General features: G+C 70.9%; 16 protein-coding genes. 11 read left to right on the top strand and 5 right to left on the bottom strand.

Translation table 11 applies throughout. From position 1 onward, the window contains the following. Positions 1 to 5: 5 nt before the first annotated feature. The 6 genes from AB0H56_RS22425 to AB0H56_RS22400 all read left to right on the top strand — a co-directional run bounded on the left by AB0H56_RS22425 (position 6) and on the right by AB0H56_RS22400 (position 7,273). Positions 6 to 2,357, top strand: a complete 2,352-nt coding sequence (locus tag AB0H56_RS22425) for a hypothetical protein (protein WP_357166450.1) — start codon at positions 6 to 8, stop codon at positions 2,355 to 2,357. After that, complete coding sequence (locus tag AB0H56_RS22420; protein ID WP_110035597.1) at positions 2,354 to 2,662, top strand: transposase; 309 nt, start codon at positions 2,354 to 2,356, stop codon at positions 2,660 to 2,662. Before AB0H56_RS22425 ends, AB0H56_RS22420 begins: the two co-directional genes overlap by 4 nt. 100 nt (positions 2,663 to 2,762) lie before the next feature. Continuing rightward, positions 2,763 to 4,415 carry a peptidoglycan DD-metalloendopeptidase family protein gene (locus tag AB0H56_RS22415; protein ID WP_357166446.1) on the top strand — a complete coding sequence of 551 codons (1,653 nt, stop codon included), beginning with the start codon at positions 2,763 to 2,765 and terminating at the stop codon, positions 4,413 to 4,415. Beyond that, positions 4,412 to 4,993: a hypothetical protein gene (locus AB0H56_RS22410; RefSeq protein WP_357166443.1), complete on the top strand. Its 582-nt coding sequence runs from the start codon at positions 4,412 to 4,414 to the stop codon at positions 4,991 to 4,993. Before AB0H56_RS22415 ends, AB0H56_RS22410 begins: the two co-directional genes overlap by 4 nt. A gap of 40 nt (positions 4,994 to 5,033) precedes the next feature. After that, on the top strand, positions 5,034 to 6,857 hold the full coding sequence (locus AB0H56_RS22405; RefSeq protein ID WP_357166440.1) for a TraM recognition domain-containing protein: 1,824 nt from the start codon (positions 5,034 to 5,036) through the stop codon (positions 6,855 to 6,857). After that, on the top strand, positions 6,854 to 7,273 hold the full coding sequence (locus tag AB0H56_RS22400; protein WP_357166437.1) for a DUF4913 domain-containing protein: 420 nt from the start codon (positions 6,854 to 6,856) through the stop codon (positions 7,271 to 7,273). Before AB0H56_RS22405 ends, AB0H56_RS22400 begins: the two co-directional genes overlap by 4 nt. Before the next feature lie 52 nt (positions 7,274 to 7,325). On the opposite strand, the gene AB0H56_RS22395 is transcribed toward AB0H56_RS22400, so the two are convergent. Both AB0H56_RS22395 and AB0H56_RS22390 read right to left on the bottom strand, forming a co-directional pair. Continuing rightward, positions 7,326 to 7,892 carry a hypothetical protein gene (locus AB0H56_RS22395; RefSeq protein ID WP_357166434.1) on the bottom strand — a complete coding sequence of 189 codons (567 nt, stop codon included), beginning with the start codon at positions 7,890 to 7,892 and terminating at the stop codon, positions 7,326 to 7,328. 122 nt (positions 7,893 to 8,014) lie between these two features. Further along, positions 8,015 to 8,908, bottom strand: a complete 894-nt coding sequence (locus AB0H56_RS22390; protein ID WP_357166431.1) for a peptidylprolyl isomerase — start codon at positions 8,906 to 8,908, stop codon at positions 8,015 to 8,017. A gap of 85 nt (positions 8,909 to 8,993) precedes the next feature. Between AB0H56_RS22390 and hisS the strand changes: the two genes are divergently transcribed. Together hisS and AB0H56_RS22380 are read left to right on the top strand one after the other, a co-directional pair. Continuing rightward, positions 8,994 to 10,268, top strand: a complete 1,275-nt coding sequence (gene hisS, locus AB0H56_RS22385; RefSeq protein WP_357166428.1) for a histidine--tRNA ligase — start codon at positions 8,994 to 8,996, stop codon at positions 10,266 to 10,268. Between the two features lie 75 nt (positions 10,269 to 10,343). Further along, positions 10,344 to 10,979, top strand: coding sequence for a hypothetical protein (locus AB0H56_RS22380; RefSeq protein ID WP_357166425.1), 636 nt, complete (start codon positions 10,344 to 10,346; stop codon positions 10,977 to 10,979). A 48-nt stretch (positions 10,980 to 11,027) separates the two neighbouring features. Here AB0H56_RS22380 and AB0H56_RS22375 read toward each other — a convergent pair whose 3' ends face one another. Then, on the bottom strand, positions 11,028 to 12,041 hold the full coding sequence (locus tag AB0H56_RS22375) for an Rv2578c family radical SAM protein (protein WP_357166422.1): 1,014 nt from the start codon (positions 12,039 to 12,041) through the stop codon (positions 11,028 to 11,030). A 396-nt stretch (positions 12,042 to 12,437) separates the two neighbouring features. Further along, positions 12,438 to 12,848, bottom strand: a complete 411-nt coding sequence (locus AB0H56_RS22370; RefSeq protein ID WP_357166419.1) for a hypothetical protein — start codon at positions 12,846 to 12,848, stop codon at positions 12,438 to 12,440. Between the two features lie 372 nt (positions 12,849 to 13,220). Between AB0H56_RS22370 and AB0H56_RS22365 the strand changes: the two genes are divergently transcribed. Then, a complete protein-coding gene (locus tag AB0H56_RS22365; protein WP_357166416.1) occupies positions 13,221 to 14,060 on the top strand; it encodes an SGNH/GDSL hydrolase family protein in 840 nt (279 codons plus the stop codon). Positions 14,061 to 14,069: 9 nt separating this feature from the next. Here the strand turns inward: AB0H56_RS22365 and AB0H56_RS22360 are convergent, their stop codons facing one another. Next, positions 14,070 to 15,041, bottom strand: a complete 972-nt coding sequence (locus AB0H56_RS22360) for an NAD-dependent epimerase/dehydratase family protein (RefSeq protein ID WP_357166413.1) — start codon at positions 15,039 to 15,041, stop codon at positions 14,070 to 14,072. 191 nt (positions 15,042 to 15,232) lie between these two features. Between AB0H56_RS22360 and AB0H56_RS22355 the strand changes: the two genes are divergently transcribed. Both AB0H56_RS22355 and AB0H56_RS22350 read left to right on the top strand, forming a co-directional pair. Beyond that, positions 15,233 to 15,562, top strand: a complete 330-nt coding sequence (locus tag AB0H56_RS22355; protein WP_232999629.1) for a type VII secretion target — start codon at positions 15,233 to 15,235, stop codon at positions 15,560 to 15,562. After that, positions 15,559 to 17,202 (top strand): hypothetical protein, encoded by a 1,644-nt coding sequence (locus tag AB0H56_RS22350; protein WP_357166410.1) that lies wholly within the window; start codon positions 15,559 to 15,561, stop codon positions 17,200 to 17,202. The genes AB0H56_RS22355 and AB0H56_RS22350 overlap by 4 nt, the downstream gene beginning before the upstream one ends. The last annotated feature ends 42 nt before the right edge of the window (positions 17,203 to 17,244 follow it).

Here is a 17,244-nt window from a genome sequence, read left to right as displayed (position 1 = left end):
CGATCATGGGACGCGACTTCGACGACATCGCGCTACGGCCCGTCCACCGGCCGCCCCGCATCCGCGGGGAACGCGAGCCACGACCGGTCGGGAGCTCGTCGCGCGTGAGCGACGACGTGCTCGGCCTGGAGGAGCGCACCGAACGCGCCGACCGCGAGTCGGCGCGCGGGACGTCCACGGCCGACGAGCACGCCGAGCGCGAACGTCGCACGCGCGCCGGGGAACCCGGCGGCCGAGGACGCGCGGACGAGCCGCGCAGGGCGGCAGGCGAACCGACCGGGCGCGCGCGTCCCGACGACGAGCATCGCAGGCCGAGGGAGAACCGCAGGCCACCCGAGGACCCGCCGCGCGGCCGCCGCGGCGACGCCGCGCGCTCCGGCCGCGGCGAACGCCCGGTGGGGGAGCGGCGGACCCGACCGCGCCCCGAGGCCGAGCGCGCCCGGCGCGAGGGCGAGCGCGGGCTGCGGCCGGAGGACCACGGCCCGCGCCTGGACCACGAACGGGCCATGAACCCGCGGCGCAAGCCGCGCCCGGCCGAGCCGGCGAAGCTCGTCAAGCCCGTGCGCCAGCCGAAGGCGGATCGTCCCGACGACCTCGCCGACCGCGCCATGGGGGCGGGCCGGTCCAAGGCGAAGGGAAAGCCGGAGCGGCGCAAGCAGTCCGGCCCGCCGCTGCTCGACGATGCCACCCGCGCCCGCTACGAGATGATCGCCCGCGAACAGTCGGGCCTTCGCGCGGCCTGGGCGACCTTCCGCATCCACACCGACGACCTACGCCGCAACAACGCCCAGGCTCGCAACGAGGCGGTCGTCAGCGACGGATTCGACCGCACCACCGCCGAATTGACCGACCGCGGCTACTCCGGCCCCGGCGGCGGCAAGATGAACGTCGTCGGCCGCCCGGTCGAATACCGGGCCACCACCGCGCAGGTCGCCGGCCTGTGGCCCTGGTCGGTGGGCGCGGGCGCGCCGCTGATCGGCACCCCGCTCGGCTCGCACCTGCACACCGGCGCGCCGGTCTGCTTCGACCCGATGAACTGGTTCATGCGCGGCAGCTTCATCACCGCGCCCAGCCTGTTCGTGCTCGGCCTCAACGGTTTCGGCAAGTCCTCGCTGGTGCGCCGGATCGTGCTCGGCGGGATCGCCCAGGGCATCACGCCGCTGATCCTGGCCGACGTCAAACCCGACTACCGCAAGATGGTCGAACTCGTCGGCGGCCAGGTCATCGACCTCGGCTACGGCCACGGCAAGCTCAACCCGCTGGCCGCGGGCGTGCTCGGCTCGGTGGTACCCCGGCTCGACGAGTTCCCCGCGCTGCAGCGGCAGGTGCTGCAGGACCTGCGGGCCAGGCAGGTCACCCTGATCGCCGGTCTGGTCGAGCTGGTGCGCGGCGCCAGGGTGGCCGACTTCGAGGAAACGCTCATCGCGACCTCGCTGCGCATCCTGTACCAGCCGGGCAGCGGCTACACGCCGGACAAGCCGCCGATCATGGAGAACCTGCTGGAGGTGATCGTCGGCGGCGGCGCCGAACTGATGCTCGACGCGGGCGCCGACAACGACGACGAGTACCAGAACGCGATCAAGAACCTGCGCCGCTCCTTGCGCGCGCTCACCCAGGGTCCGTTCGGCGCGATCTTCAACGGCCAGACCTCGGTCCCGATCGACACCGGCGCCGTGGCGGTGTGCATCGACGTCTCGCACATCCCCACCGGCGACAAGAAGCTCAAGGCCGCGGTCATGCTGGCCTGCTGGGCCGACGGGTTCGCCTCGGTCGAGGCCGCGCACGTGCTCGCCGACGCGAAGCTCGGGCCGCAGCGCTACTTCCAGGTCGTGATGGACGAGCTGTGGCAGGTGCTCGGCCTCGGCGACTTCATGGTCGACCGCGTCGACGAACTCACCCGTCTGCAGCGCGGCCTGGCCACCGCGCTGATCATGATCAGCCACACCATCAAGGACCTGCAGGCACTCGGCTCGGACGCCGCCATCGCCAAGGCGATCGGCTTCCTGGAACGCGCGCGCGCCAAAATCTTCGGCGCCCTGCCCGCGGAGGAGATCAGCAGGCTCGATTCCACCGTGCCGTTCACCTCCGCCGAGCAGGAGATGGTCACGGGCTGGTCGGCGCCCCAGGCGCTCACCGGTGAGGCGCTGCGCCCCGGCCAGCAGCGTCCGTCACCGCCAGGCACCGGCAAGTTCCTGCTCAAGATCGGCGAGGACCGTCGCCCCGGTATCCCCTTCCACATGGAGTTCACGGTGTCGGAGAAGGAAAGCGGAATCCACGACACGAATCAGCGGTTCAGCGAATTCGGCGAGACCCCGCGCGCCGCAGGCGAACCGTCGACGAACGGAGGTCGGCAATGATGCCGCACCGGTCCTACCGCAGGGTCTCGCCCGAGGTCCGCACCGCCGCCGTCGAGCAGGTCATGGCCCTGACCGACAAGTTGCGCAGCGAATCCGAGGCCTGCCGGGTGGTGGCCGAACAGATCGGCGTGCACGCGAATTCGGTGCGCAACTGGGTGCGCGCCGCCGAGGGGCCGAGCCTGGAGCGGATGGACGCCACCGCGCTGCGCCGCAAAGTGGTACTGCTGCAACAGCAGCTGGCCGCCGCGGCCGAGATGAACCGCACCCTCGCCGATACGCTGAACGAAACCCGGCGCCGGACGTGAGAATCGCCGCGAACTCCGGTTCGCCGGTGGGCGGGGACAGACAGTCGTGTTCCGCGGACCCGGATCCCGGCGCCCGGCGCCGAACGCCGGGAGGCGGCCGGTGAACCTCCGCACCATGACGATGTCGGCGTTCGGCGCAGTCATCGGGTTGATCGCGCTGGTGCTGGTGATCGTGCTCCCCGCCTCGGACGAGACCTGCGAGACCACCGACGTGCTCGACGGTTCCTCTGTACCGACGCTGCCCTCGCTCGGCGGCGACCTCCCCGGCGATGTCAGGGCGAGCGGCTCGCCGACCACGACCAACCCGGCCGTCACCGGAACCCCCTCGCTGGCAGCGGGTGTCGGCCCGCTGCGGCGCACGCTGCCGCTCGAGGTCGGCACCTTCACCATCTCCGATGTCTACGGCTCGCGCGGCGGTGACCACAAGGGCATCGACATGGCCGCCACGGACGGGACCACCATCTACTCGGTCGCCGACGGCCGCGTCGTCGCCGCCGGACCCGCGTCGGGATTCGGCAACTGGATCGTCGTGGACTCGGTCGACACCAACGGCCGCGCGTATTCCGCGGTCTACGGCCACATGTGGGACCACGGCGTGAAGGTGCGCACCGGCCAGACGGTCACCGCGGGACAGCCGATCGGGATGGTCGGCTCGGCGGGCGAATCCTCCGGCCCGCACCTGCATTTCGAGATCGTGCCCGGCGGCCGCTTCACCGGCGGCCGCCAGATCGACCCGATGCCGTGGCTCGACGGCGCCCCGACCCCCGATGTCGGTGGGGCGCGGGCCTTCTCGATCGATCCCGCCTGTGTGCGCGGATTCGGCAGCGCCGGCGGCGCGCTCGCCGACGGCAAGGTGCCCGCCGAGCTCGAGATCTGGTACCGCAGGGCCGGCTCGGTCTGCCCCGAGATCTCCTCCTCGCTGCTGGCCGCGCAGGCCAAGCAGGAGTCGGGATTCCGGCGCGGCCTCACCTCGCCCGCAGGCGCGCAAGGCCTGGCCCAGTTCCTGCCCGGCACGGCGGCGAGCATCAATCCCGACGACGGCAAACCGTATGTCCTCGACGCCGACGGCAACGGGACGGCCAGCGTCTGGGACGACGGTGACGCGATCATCGGCCAGGCGCGCTACATGTGCGCCCTCGCGCACAAGATCTCGGGCTGGATGGCGCAGGGACGGGTCTCCGGCGACCTGGCCGCCCTGACCTTGGCCGGCTACAACGCCGGCGAGGGCGCCGTGCTCGCCTCCGGCGGCATGCCGAATCAGTATGCGGCGCACTACTCCGAGACCCGGCCCTACGTCACCAACATCCTGGCGATGGAGCCGCAGTACCGCGCGCCCGGCGCGCAGGGCCGGTTCACCCCCGAACCCGGCGGCGGCGGTGCGCAAATCGTCGAGGCCGCGCACGACTGGCTCGGCGCACCGTACGTGTGGGGTGGTGGCGGCGCGCAGGGGCCGAGCGGCGGCGGTTTCGACGGGCCGGGCCTGACCGCCGCGGCCGTGTTCGCGGCGTCGGCGGGCGAGGTGACCCTGCCGGGAACGGCCGAGCAGCAATGGGAATCGGGCCGCGAGGTCCCGATCGCCAAGGTCGCCGAAGGTGACCTGGTCTTCAGCGGGTTCGGGCCGAAGGGGCCGTCGAAAGTCGGGATCTACGCGGGCAACGGACAGATGATCCAGGCGGTGCCCGCGTCCAGCGGTGGGGGTGGCGTCGTCGAGGTGGCGGTGCCGGGTGACGCGCGGGCGAGGAGGGTGTTGTGACCACACGGCGGCGCGCACCGGGGATAACCTGGTGGGAGAGAACACGAATCCGCACGATCCCGGCGGTGATGCTCGTGGCGGTCCTCAGCACGGTCGCCGCATGTGGCGGTGACGCCGATACCGCGCGCTCCGGCGGCGCCCCCTCGACCACCCGGCTGCTCGAGGCTGCGACGGTCGACCCGACGACGCCCGACGGCGTCGCGGTCGTGGCCCTGCGCGAGATCTACACCTGGAACCCCACCACCGAGGAACCGGGCGACTCGGTGCAGCGCGCGCGAAAATGGCTGGGGCCCAGCATGATCCGTATGCTGGACAGCTCGGACGGGGTCACCGGAACGCCGAAACCCTCGCTGCAGTGGGCCGACTGGGGCAAGGCGAAGGCGCACGTCGAGGCGTTCACCTTCGCCTCGGGGGAGCCGGCGCCGACCGGCGCGGATCCGGCCGTGGCGCAGTACAAGATCGGCATCGAGCAGACGGTCGTCTATCCGAACGGGCGGTCCGAGGAACTACCGCCGAGCACGGTCATCGCGACCGTGGTGCAGACGCCGCAGGGCTGGCGCCTCGACGCGTTCCGCTGAGCACCCACCACCATCCGACAAGGTCCACAAGGAGGCACACGTGGCGAAGAAGAAGGTGACGGATCCGGCCGCGGTCGGACCCGACACGACGCTGATCCTGATCGTGTTCGGCTTTGCGACGCTGATCACCCTCGCCGTCGCGCTGCACCTGGGCAACGCGCTCTCCGTGGTGCCGCAGAACATCCCGGTGAACCCGATCGCCGTGGTCGCCGACCTGGCCCGCGGCAAACTGCGGTGGCCGCGCGCCTCGACGGTGATCGTGATCATGGTCGTGCTCGCGGTGATCGCGTACGTGGTGATCCGCAAGCAGCTCAAGAAGCGGGCGGTCAAGGGCAGGCTCTCGATCGACGACAAGGCCGACCACATGGGCACCGGCAGCGCCATCGCCTCGATCACCGAGGCGGGCGTGCGGGAGAAGGCCAAGGACCTCGGCGTGCGCCTGGGCACCAACGACGCCCCCGGCGTGCCGATCGGAGTCGCCGTCGCCGACGGCACCCCGCTCTACGGCTCCTACGAGGACCTGCACCTCGACATCTGGGGCCCGCGCCAGGGCAAGTCGACCTCCCGGGTGATCCCGGCGATCCTGTCGGCCATCGGCCCGGTGCTGACCACCTCCAACAAGCGCGACGTGGTCGACGCGACCCGCAACGTGCGCGAGGCCAAGGGCAGCGCGACCTTCGTCTTCGACCCGCAGGGCGTGGCCGGGGAGCGGCCGGGCTGGTTCTGGGATCCGCTGGCCTGGGTCGACCACCGGCGGGAGGGGTGCGAGATGCGCGCGGCCCGCCTGGCCGGGCACTTCGCCGACGCCGAGAGCGGTGGCGCCGACACCACCGACAGCTTCTTCGACCCCGAGGCCGAGGACCTGCTTGCCGGGCTCTTCCTGGCGGCCGCGATCGCGGGCAAGCCGATCACCCAGGTGTGGGAATGGGTGACCAACCCGCAGAACAGCGAGCCGATCGAGCATCTGCGTGGTGAGGGCCACGACTTCACCGCGTCCGGTCTGGCCATGCAGTACAACGCCGAACAGCGCACCAAGAGCGGCATCTTCGGCACCGCCAAGAAGATGGTGCGCTGCCTGCAGATGTCGAACGTGCACCCGTGGATCACCCGCGGCGCCGGGGACCGCCTGCAGTTCGACGAGCTCGAGTTCGTCGAACGCAACGGCACCCTCTACTGCCTCTCGCTGGAGGGCCGCGGCTCGGCCGCGCCGCTGGTGAGCGCGCTCACCGAGGCCGTCATCGACGTCGCGATGCGCAAGGCGGCGATGTCGTCGGGCGGCCGGCTGCCGATCCCGCTGCTGGCGGTGCTCGACGAGGCGGCCAACGTGGTGCGCTGGAAGGACCTGCCCAAGCAGTACAGCCACTTCGGCTCGCGCGGCATCGTGGTGATGACGGTGCTGCAGTCGTGGGCACAGGGCGCGCGCTGCTGGGGCGACGCGGGCATGAGCGCGCTGTGGTCGGCGGCCAACATCAAGGTGCTCGGCAGCGGCGTCGACGACATGGCGTTCCTGCGCGACCGCTCCGAGGCCATCGGCGAATACGACTCGATCTCGTCGTCGATGTCGCAGTCGGGCAACAGCAAGAGCTACTCGCGGTCGCTCAGTTCCTCGGTGACCTTCACCGCGCAGGGGCTGGCGACGCTGCCCCGCGGCCGCGCGGTGGTGTTCACCTCCGGTCAGCCCGCCGTGCTGGTCCGTACCGTGCCGTGGTGGGAGTCGGAGTACGCCGAGGCGGTGAAGCAGTCGATCGAGTACAACGATCCGACCCGCAAGACCCGCATCGACGATCTCATCGGCACCCCCGTGCTGTCCCAGTCCACTCCGCCCGATCAGATCGGTGACATCGAGGAGGTCAAGCCCCTGTGAACGATCAAACGCCACCCGCACGCGAGCTCACCAACGGGTACGCCACGGTGTTCGACTTCGTGACCGACTACCTCAGCCGGGTGTACAGCAGGCAGGTCACCGACATCAGCGATACGGTCTGGTGCCCCGAATGGTGGCGCCATCCCGAGGCCGCGGTCCGGCTGCACGCGCTGTGGCAGGCGTGGGAACACTTCCGGCTGGAGGGTGGACCGGGGATCAGCGTGTGGTTCCTCGACCATGCCGATCCGCACATGGCGAAGCTGTTCGATTCGCGCGGGCCGTTCAAATACTGCAGCGTCCGCAACGGGCACAAGGACATGCTCGAACCGCTGCCCTTCGAGGAGCAGGTCGGCGCGGACCGGAAACTGTTCACGGACCCCGATGTCGACATGACGATCAACAAGACCAGGCCCTGACCGGCGCGGTTCGGTGGGGGCGACGCCCGCCGCCACCGAACACCCGTGCGGGTCAGCGGCCGCGGTCGACGCCGCGCTCGATGCCGCGTTCGAGGCTGCGTTCGAAACCGGCGCGGCGGGCGCCCGCGTTGGTGCGGCGGATCGCCTCCTCCGGCGAAATGCCCTGGCCCATCTCGACCAGCATCCGCACCTCCGCCAGTTCCGGTGCGACACCGGCCCGTTGGAGATGGGCGGCGATGGCCGCGCGCCGCTCGACCGAGTCGTAGCCCACCTGCGGCACATTCGCGCCGGCCGAGGCCGCGGTGCTGCCGGCGGCGGTGCTGGCGAACGGGGAGGACGGGTCCTTCTCCAGGCTGAGCCCGCGTGCCTGGGTCGCCTTGTTGCCGACCGACATCATCTGGACCAGCTCGATGTTGCGGGGGTCCTTGGCCTTCAGATCGCGCGCTTCGCGGACCTGGAGTTCCCTGGCTTCCTTCATCTTCGCCTCGACCGCCTTCGCGCGGGCCTCGGCTTCCTTCTGCCCGTGTTCGCGTGACTTGAGCGCGACGAGAGTGGCCATCTGCAGCATGGTGCGCATCATCGCCGCAGTTTCGCTACCGATGTCGTCGAGTTCCGCCATGACTGCTCCCCGATGCGGCTGTGGAAGTGGACATCTGAGACTACCGCGCGAAGGACACGACCGAAACACGACGGGCCGGACGCCGCGGTGGCGTCCGGCCCGTCGTGGGTCTCGGGGTGGGCTCAGGCCACCTTGACGGTGGTGAACGAGATCGGCATGGCCGGCGCGCCGTCCTCGGCGCCGCCCTTCACGCCCGCGCCGGCGACCTTGTCCAGCGTGGCCAGCCCGGCCTCGTCGATGGTGCCGAAGATCGTGTAGTTCGGGGGCAGCTGGGTGTCACCGAAGACCAGGAAGAACTGGCTGCCGTTGGTGCCCTTGCCGTCGGGGGAGGTGCCCGCGTTGGCCATCGCGACCACGCCGCGCTTGTAGTTCACCGGCTGCTCGAGCGCCGGGTCGCCCGCGGGGAACACGTCGGTCGGGTACTCGTTGTCGAAGGTGTAGCCCGGGCCGCCCATGCCGCTGGCCTGCGGGTCACCGCACTGCAGGATGCCGAAACCGGGGCTGGCCACGATGCGGTGGCAGCTGGTCTTGTCGAAGTAGCCCTGGTTGGCCAAGCTCACCAGCGAGTTGACCGTGCACGGCGCCTGGGCGCTGTTGAGCGTCAGCCCGATCGGGCCCTGGGTGGAGTCGATGGCGACCTTGACCTCGGGACCGTCGGTGGCGACCGAGGTCGTGGCGGGCGCGTTGACCGGCTTGGCGGCGGGCTCGGTGCTCGCCGGGTAGGCGCAGTCGACGGTGGCGGGCTTGGCCGCCGGGGGCGGTGGGCCGGGGAGGTCCAGCGGGGTGTTGACGAACGTGGTCGTCGGCACCTGCGACGACGATTCGGCCGACGCGTCGCCCTCCTCGCTCTTGGTGAGGAAGTACACGCCGGTCACGGCGGCCGCGACCACGATGACACCGAGGACCGAGCCCGCGATCATGAGGCGCTTGCGCTTCTTCTCCTGCTCGGCCCGTCGTACCAGCTGACGCTCCAGCTTGCGCTTGGCCGCCGCCCGTCGCTGTTCATTGCTCGGCACTACCGCGTTCCTCCCGTGTCGTCGAATTCGTCTAGAGGGTAACCGGTTGGACTCCGGGGGCGCCCGTGGGGAAAACTGGGTGATCGTGACCAAGACCAGCAGCTTCACCGCCCCGAAGGGGGTCCCGGATTACGTGCCGCCCGGATCGGCCGAGTTCGTCGCTGTGCGCGACGGCTTGATCGACGCCGCCCGACTGGCCGGATACGGGCATATCGAGCTGCCGATCTTCGAACAGACCGCCCTGTTCGCCCGGGGTGTCGGCGAGTCGACCGACGTGGTCAGCAAGGAGATGTGGACCTTCGCCGACCGCAACGGCGAGAGCTTCACCCTGCGCCCCGAAGGCACCGCGGGCGTGATGCGCGCGGTCATCCAGCACGGACTCGACAAGAGCGGTCAGCTGCCGCTCAAGCTCTGCTACGCCGGACCGTTCTTCCGCTACGAACGTCCGCAGGCGGGCCGGTACCGGCAGCTGCAGCAGGTGGGTATCGAGGCGATCGGCGTCGACGATCCCGCGCTCGACGCCGAGGTCATCGCGGTGGCCGACGCCGGTTTCCGCGGCCTCGGCCTCGACGGTTTCCGGCTCGAGATCACCTCGCTCGGCGACGAGACCTGCCGACCGCAGTACCGCGAGTTGCTGCAGGAATTCCTGTTCGGCCTGCCGCTGGACGAGGAGACCCGCCGCCGCGCCCAGATCAACCCGCTGCGCGTGCTCGACGACAAGCGCCCCGAGGTCCGCGAGCTCACCGCGAACGCGCCGCTGATGATCGACCACCTCTCGGAATCGGCGAAGACCCACTTCGAGCAGGTGCTCGCGCACCTCGACGCGCTCGGCGTGCCGTACGTGGTGAACCCGCGCATGGTCCGCGGCCTGGACTACTACACCAAGACCACCTTCGAATTCGTGCACGACCAGCTCGGCGCGCAGTCCGGCATCGGCGGCGGCGGCCGCTACGACGGGCTGATGGCCGAACTCGGCGGGCAGCCGCTGTCGGGCATCGGCTTCGGCATCGGGGTCGACCGGACGGTGCTGGCGCTGGCGGCCGAGGGCAAGACGGCCGCCGACCCGGCGCGCTGCCAGGTGTACGGCGTCGCCCTCGGTGACGCCGCCAAGGCGCGGCTGGTGGCGCTCGCCGGGGAGCTGCGCGGCGCGGGTATCAGCGTCGACCTGGCCTACGGCGGACGCGGGATGAAGGGCGCGATGAAGGGCGCCGACCGCTCGGGCGCGAAGTACACCCTGGTTCTGGGCGATCGTGACCTCGAGGAGCACGCGATCGGGGTCAAGGAGATGGGCACCGGCGAGCAGCGTCAGGTGCCGCTCGGCGAGGTCGTCGGGGTGCTGCGCACCGCGCTCGGGCACTGAGCCCGCCGGTGTGCGGCGCGGTACTCTGACCGCGCCGCGCGCCGGGTGGGCCGGGACGTGGTGGAGAGGGACAGGGTGGACGGGAAGTCCGCGGCGGAACCGGTCGGCATCGACCTGGTGGCGCCGGAGGTGTTCGCGCCGATGCTGCGCAGGCTCGCGGTGGGCGCGCTGGGCGTCGGCCTCGCGGTGACGCTGGTGTCGGCGGTGTGGTTGAGCTGGCCGTACGCGATCGTCCTCGGCCTGGTCGTCGCCGTGCCGACCATCGGGTACGTCGTCGCGTTCCGGCGTCGGCGGATGTGGTTGAGCGGCACCGTGATCCGCGCGCATCGGCTGTTCGGGGAGCGCCGGATCGACCTCGCCGACGCGACCGGTGTGCAGCTGCTGGTGTTCCCCGGCAGGCTGAGCCGGATCGTGCTGAAGGTGACCGCGGGCGCCGAGATCCAGCTGATCCCGCTGGCGATGTACACCGACGCGGGCAGCGGCCGCGAACTGCACCTGCTGGGCCTGCGCACGCTCGCCGACGCCCTGGCCGCGAGCGAACTCGCCGCCGCGGTGTCGATCTCCGACGTGCTGGTGCAGCAGTTGCGCGCCGAGGCCCGGGATGCCGCGCTGGGCGAGCGTCCGCTGTATCGCGGGGTGCGCCTGGTCCGCGACAAGGACGCCGTCGCCACGGTCGTGCTCACCGATGCCGAGGTGGCCTCGCTCGTCTGAATCTCCCGTCGGGGCCGGGTGGTCGTTCGACGACCGGGGCTCGGTCCCTCATCCGAACAGGGCGAGTTGAGCGTCCGCCGGAGCGGGTTCCGGTGCGGCGGGTGTCGTGCAACCCTGCGGACGGCGCAGATCGTAGGCGTCCAGCAGGGGATTCACGCGCTCCCGTAACCAGGTGGCGTACGCGGGGGCGACGTTGGCGCCACGACCGTAGAGCTGGCGGTACCGGCGCATCAGGGCTGGGTGCTCGGTGCCGAGCCACTCGAGGAACCACGCGCGGGTGCTGCCGCGCAGATGCATGGGAAACGCGACGGCGCTGGTGGCGCCCGCCTCGGCGATCGCGGCGAACAGGGCGTCCAGGTGCGCGCTGCTGTCGGTGAGGCAGGGGATCACCGGCGCCACCATCACATGGACCGCGAAACCCGCGTCGGCGAGTGCGCGCACCAGGTCCAGGCGCGCGCGTGGCGCCGGCGTGCCCGGTTCGAGCCCACGGTGCAGGTCCGTGTCGAGGATCGCGATCGACACCGCGACGCTGACCTCCACCCGCCGGGCCGCCTCGGTGAGCAGCGGCAGATCGCGGCGCAGCAGCGGGCCCTTGGTGAGGATCGAGAACGGTGTGCCCGCGTCGGTGAGGGCAGCAATGATGCCCGGCATCAACCGGTATCGGCCCTCGGCCCGCTGATACGGATCGGTGTTGGTGCCCAGCGCGACCGCCTCGCGCCGCCAGGACCGGCGGCCGAGCTCGCGGCGCAGGACCGCCGCCACATTGGTCTTCACCACGATCTGGGAGTCGAAGTCGCGCCCCGCGTCGAGATCGAGGTACTCGTGGCTGCTCCGGGCGAAGCAGTACCGGCAGGCGTGCGTACACCCGCGCATCGGATTGATCGTCCAGCGGAACGGCAACGACGAGTTCTCCGGCATCTTGTTCAGCGCGCTCTTGCACAGCACCTCGTGGAAGGTGACCCCGTCGAACTCGGGCGTGCGGACGGATCGGACCAGCCCCGCCCTGGTCAATCCGGGCAGGGCGCCGTCCTCGACGTCCAGGGTCTGCGCTTGCCACCGCACCCATCGAGTCGAACATATGTTCCCCTGGGTGCGCAAGTCAACGGTGGCCACACCTTCGCCGTGTCGGCGGAATCGCTTGGTATGCACCGTATTCCGTTCGACGTGGAAGTCTATGTCCAGCGTGTTCGGTCGAGCTCCTGCTTCATCTGTGAGGTGGCGGGCAGCCCCGGCAGCCCCGGCAGCGACGGATGGCACGAGGTGGTCGCCGAAACCGAGGCATTGGCATATTTCGCCGTTGCCTCCAGGGGTCCCGTATCACGAGCAGCAGGTCCATGCGCTGATGGCGGAACGGGGTCTTGCCCTGGACGCCGGAGCAGGCCGGCGCGTTGGCCCGGCGCCTGCGTGCTGCCCTGGGGAAATGATGACGCGGGGGTCGACGTCTGAACGATGTCGAGCTCAGCGGCTGTCGAGTGGGCGGTCACCGGAATTGCGGGCCGGGTGAACGTCTCGTCCACCGCCACCGGGATAGAGGGTCCTGTAGTAGCCGCCGCGCTCGCGGGCGGTGCGGTTGTTGCGCTCCATCAGGCGTAGGTGCGCCTCGACGTAGTGGGTGAACGACGGCGCGCACTGGGCATCCAGGTCCGGCGCGGAGTCGGACCACCGCATGACCGGCTGGTCGAACCCGCCGATCGCCCGCACGTAGTCGAACGTGTAGCCCTGGTGGGTGAGCACGACAGCGGCGTCGGGCGGCAGCGTCCACGTGCCGCCGGCATCGTCGACGATCTCTCGCGCGTCCTCGCGCAGCTGATCGAAGTCGCGGGCACCCCCCGCAGTCGCTGCCCCGGAACAGATCGCCGCGCGCCTCACCCATCTGCAGCAGATACTGGCGGAACACCTCGGGAAACCGACCGCCCACCCGCGCCTCGATCGCCTCGAGCTCGGCGCTGGTGCAGCCTTCGAAGGTGCGGAGACGGGCTTGATACCGGTCGATCAATTCCTGCGGTGTGTCGACGAAGACGTGCTCCGGGGCGGCCGCGAGCGCGACCAGTCGCGACTTCCATCCCTCGACAACGGCTTCGGCGCTCGACTGCGGACGCATGGACTCGATCATGGCACCGGGGTTCGAGGTGGGCGGAGGTGATGGTCGGCCGCGAGGCCGGTGCGCGCGTAGAATCGCAGGTGGCGGGCCGTTCGGCTCGGCGGGTGTCTCGGTGGGCGTGCACGATGAGAAGGCCGGTGGTGGCCGCGGCCGTTGCGCAACTCGCGCTCGGTCTGCTGTTTCCCGGTGCCGATGCGGTATCCGGGGTGAGTTACGTCGCGCTCGGTGACTCCTATGCCGCCGCGCCCGGTCTGCTCGATCCCGTTCCCGGCAGCCCGCCGCTGTGCACGCGCTCGGCGGCGAACTATCCGCATCGGCTGGCCGCGGCGACGGGGTGGGAGCTCACCGACGTCAGCTGTGCCTCGGCGGCGACCGCGCACCTCGGCACCGCCCAATATGCCGATCAGCCACCACAATTCGACGCCTTGTCGGCGCGGACGGGGATCGTCACCTACCAGCTCGGTGGTAACGACGGGAATCTGTTCCAGACCATGGTGCTGTCGTGCGTCGCGGTGAATCTCGGCAATGCCGCCGACGTCGGCGCACCGTGTCGCGACGCGTGGGGATCGCGGTTCAGCGACGACATCGCCCGCTACGAGCCCGCGATGGGAGCCGCCATCGCGCGGGTGGGGGAACTCGCGCCGAACGCGCGAGTCTATGTGCTCGGGTATCCGGCGGTGCTGCCCGAATCGGGCCGCTGCTATCCGCGGATTCCGCTCAGCACCCTCGACACCGCCTACGCGCGGGGCGTCGAGCTCGAGCTCAACGCCGCGCTGCGGCGGCAAGCCGAAGCCAACGGCGCGACCTACCTCGACATCTACACCCCCGGCATCGGCCACGACGCGTGCCGCGAGCCGGGCACCCGGTGGATCGAGCCACTGGTTCCCGGCGAGCCGAATGCCACACCGGTGCACCCCAACGCCGCGGGACAGCAGGCCACCGCGGAGATCGTCCACGCGGCGGTGCGGGCCGCGGCGTAGGGGCTGTGCTCAGGCGGTGCGCGGTGCGCGCAGGAAATCGACCAGGTCGGCGACGGTTTCCGCGGTGGGCCGCGGGTGGTAGCCGAGTTCGCGTTCGGCCTTGCCGTGGTCGACGATCGGGGCCGACAGGATGGCGCCGAGGGCGGCCTTGGACAGGATGTCGGAGCCGAAGCGCTTGCCGATCGGCTCCACGATCGGCAGGACCGCGCCCAGGGCCTTGGCCGGAATCGCGAAGCGCGGCCCCTTGGCGCCGGTGCGCGCCGCGGCCATCCGGCACAGGTCGAGCAGTGACGTCATATAGCCGCCGAGCAGATAGTTCTCGCCGGTGCGGCCCTTCTCGCCCGCCAGGATCAGTCCGTGCGCCACGTCGCGCACGTCGACCAGGTCGAAGCCGCCGCCGATCATCACCGGCGTCCGGCCGCGCATCGCCTCGGCGGTGACGCTGTTGAGACGTGAGAGCCGGTCGGGATGGTCGACCGGACCGTAGACACCGGTCGGGTTCACGATCACCGCGTCGAGGCCGCGCTCGATCACCGTGCGCAGTTCCTGCTCGCCCGCCCACTTGGACCGGTCGTACACCGGCAGACCCGGATCCGCCGAGCGGACGGTGGTCTCGTCGATGTGCCCCGCCCGGTACTGATCGAACGCGTGGATGGAGCTGGTGTGCACGAAACGGCGCACCCCGACCTCGAGCGCCGCCTCGGCGGTGACCCGCACGCCCTCGGTGTTCACCCGCCATGCCAGGTCGTTCTTCTCCGCGAGGGTGATCAGCGCGACCAGGTGGTAGACGACCTCGGCGCCCGCCAGGGCCGTGCGCATCGACGCCGGATCGAGCACGTCACCGGAGACCCAGGTGACGGCGGGATCGGAGATGGTCGGCGCGGCGCGGTCGATGGCCACCACTTCGTGGCCTCGCTCGAGGAGCTGCGGGATCAGGTTGGAACCGAGGTAGCCGGCTGCGCCGGTCACTGCGACCTTCATTCCGCCGAGGATATAGAACATGTTCTAGTTTTGAAAGCGAATGCCGCAGATCGGAGCCGACACGGGTCGATCCTGGTCGGGGTATTCGGCTATATTTGGCGCACTGCGCCCTCGGGCGGCCGCGTCGGGAGTTTCGCGGCTTCCGATCGCGGTCTCAGAGCAGCCTTTTCACGACGAGTTGGGGGATTCGCATGACCGATCTCTCGGTGCAGACCGATGCCGTCGCCGCCTTCGCGGGGACGAATGCCGCAGTGGCGGGGGATATCGCCGCGGCCGGCATCAACGACGCGGCGAGCAACGTCGCCGCGATGACCCCGGTGTTCGGGCTCATCGGCGCCGACTACCTGGCGATGTTCGCGGTCGCGCAGGCCTTGCAGGCCAAGGACATCAACGACCTGTCCGCGAAGTTCTCCAAGCTGTCCGACGCGGCGTTCACCTCGTCGGTGCAGTTCGACGCGACCGATGTGGCCAATGCCGCCGATCTCGCGCGCCAGGCCGCCGGGATCGGAGGCGCGGCATGAAGCCGCTGAGCACCGGCGACTCGGGCGTCATCACGCCCGACGTCGCGATGGCCACCGCCGACGCCGCGACGCAGTCGGCGCTGGGTGCCGTCCCGGTCGACTACACCGATCAGGCCATCCTCGACGTGCCGCTCATGCAGCTGCCCGAGGAGGTCGTCACCGCCGAGGACCCGGTCTTCACCCTCGCGCAGAAGATCACCGAGGAGACCCAGCAGGCCGCCGTCTCCCCGGCGGGCCTGTCCGGGCTGTCCGGTCTCGGCACCGGGGACGTCGACGCCCAGGACATCCTCTCCGGCGTCTCCGCCGACGCGTCGGCGGCGCTCAGCGGCGCCCAGACCGCCTTCGGCCAGGCCGCCGGACCCGCCCTGGCTGCCGCGCAGACGGCGTTCGATCAGGCCAAGAGCGCCTTCACCGGCGCGTCGACCGGGGGCACCGGCACCTCCGGCGGCACCGCGAACTCCGCCGCCGCGACCACCCTGTCCGAGGACCCGGTCACCGCGCTGATGAACGGGCTCTCGATCCCCGCGCTGCCGGGTATCGACTCGCTGTTCGACCCGATCCTGCAGCTGCTCAACAGCTTCGGCACCGGCGTGTTCGGCTCGCTCGACCCCACCAGCATCCTGAGCCAATCGTCCTCGCTGATCGAATCGGCGATGACCGTGGCCCAGGGAGGCTTGAAGACCGTGCAGCAACTGTGGGAGGGCGAGTCCGCCGACGCGGCGACCACCGCCAGCCAGCAGGCACAGGTCGAGGGCCAGGAGACCAGCCAGCGCGGCTTCGACATCGCCGCGCTCACCGAGCAGGCCGCCGCCGTCGTGCAGTCGGGCAACGCGCAGCTCTCGGCGATCGCCACCACCTTCGCCGCGCAGGCCACCGCGCTGGCGCCGACGATCATGCTGCCGCCCACCCAGGCCACGCTGATCGGCCTGGCCACCGAGCATCTCGGGTCCGCGGTCACGGTCGTCAACACCACCCGTGGACAGCTGGCCGGGCACACCGCTCAGCTCAACGGCGCGGTGTCGCAGCTCGCGGCGCAGAGCGGCCTGCCCTCGCCCGAGGAAGCGCTGTCGGCGGTCTCGGAGAACATCGGCGAACCCCTGCTCACCCAGGCCGAGAGCGCCCTCACCGGCACCGGTGACGACACCACCGCCGCCGCGGCGAGCACCGGCTCGCCCACCACCACCCCGGGCTCCACCTCGGCCGCCGGGCTCGGTACCGGCGGCACGGGCGGCTCCGGCGGTGGCAGCGGCGCCGCGCTCGGCGCGCTCGGCACCGCGCGCGGCGGCTCGGGTGGCAGCGCCGGTGGCGGCGGTACCCCGAGCACGGGCACACCCAAGGCCACCACGGCGGTGCCGGGCGCCACCGTGCCCGGCGGGCGCGTGATGACGGCCGGCATGGGCACCGGTACCGGCCTCGGCACCACCACGGGCACCGGCACCAGCGGATCGGGCTTCATGGGTGGCGGCGCAGGCGCGGGCGCAGGCCAGCGCAACAACGACGACGAACACAGCCGTACCGTGCAGCCCTACCAGAGCCGTACCGGCAACGACGACCTCACCGGCCCCCTCGGCGAATCCACGCCCGAGGTCATCGGCGCGGTCCACGAGGACGAACGCGACGCCGACGAAGACCGGTTCTGAGCGAACACGACGCAGCCCCGGGAACTCTCCGGTTCCCGGGGC

Origin of the sequence: Nocardia sp. NPDC050717, from assembly GCF_040654275.1 — a bacterium.
Classification (GTDB): domain Bacteria; phylum Actinomycetota; class Actinomycetes; order Mycobacteriales; family Mycobacteriaceae; genus Nocardia.
Note: the sequence above shows the minus strand (reverse complement) of the source record. Positions and strands in the feature narration are given on the sequence as shown.

Coding starts and splice junctions, on each gene's coding strand:
- AB0H56_RS22395 (WP_357166434.1), bottom strand. CDS start 7,892: ATGGCGGAACTCGACGACATCGGTAGCGAAACTGCGGCGATGATGCGC.
- AB0H56_RS22420 (WP_110035597.1), top strand. CDS start 2,354: ATGATGCCGCACCGGTCCTACCGCAGGGTCTCGCCCGAGGTCCGCACC.
- AB0H56_RS22355 (WP_232999629.1), top strand. CDS start 15,233: ATGACCGATCTCTCGGTGCAGACCGATGCCGTCGCCGCCTTCGCGGGG.
- AB0H56_RS22425 (WP_357166450.1), top strand. CDS start 6: ATGGGACGCGACTTCGACGACATCGCGCTACGGCCCGTCCACCGGCCG.
- AB0H56_RS22360 (WP_357166413.1), bottom strand. CDS start 15,041: ATGAAGGTCGCAGTGACCGGCGCAGCCGGCTACCTCGGTTCCAACCTG.
- AB0H56_RS22350 (WP_357166410.1), top strand. CDS start 15,559: ATGAAGCCGCTGAGCACCGGCGACTCGGGCGTCATCACGCCCGACGTC.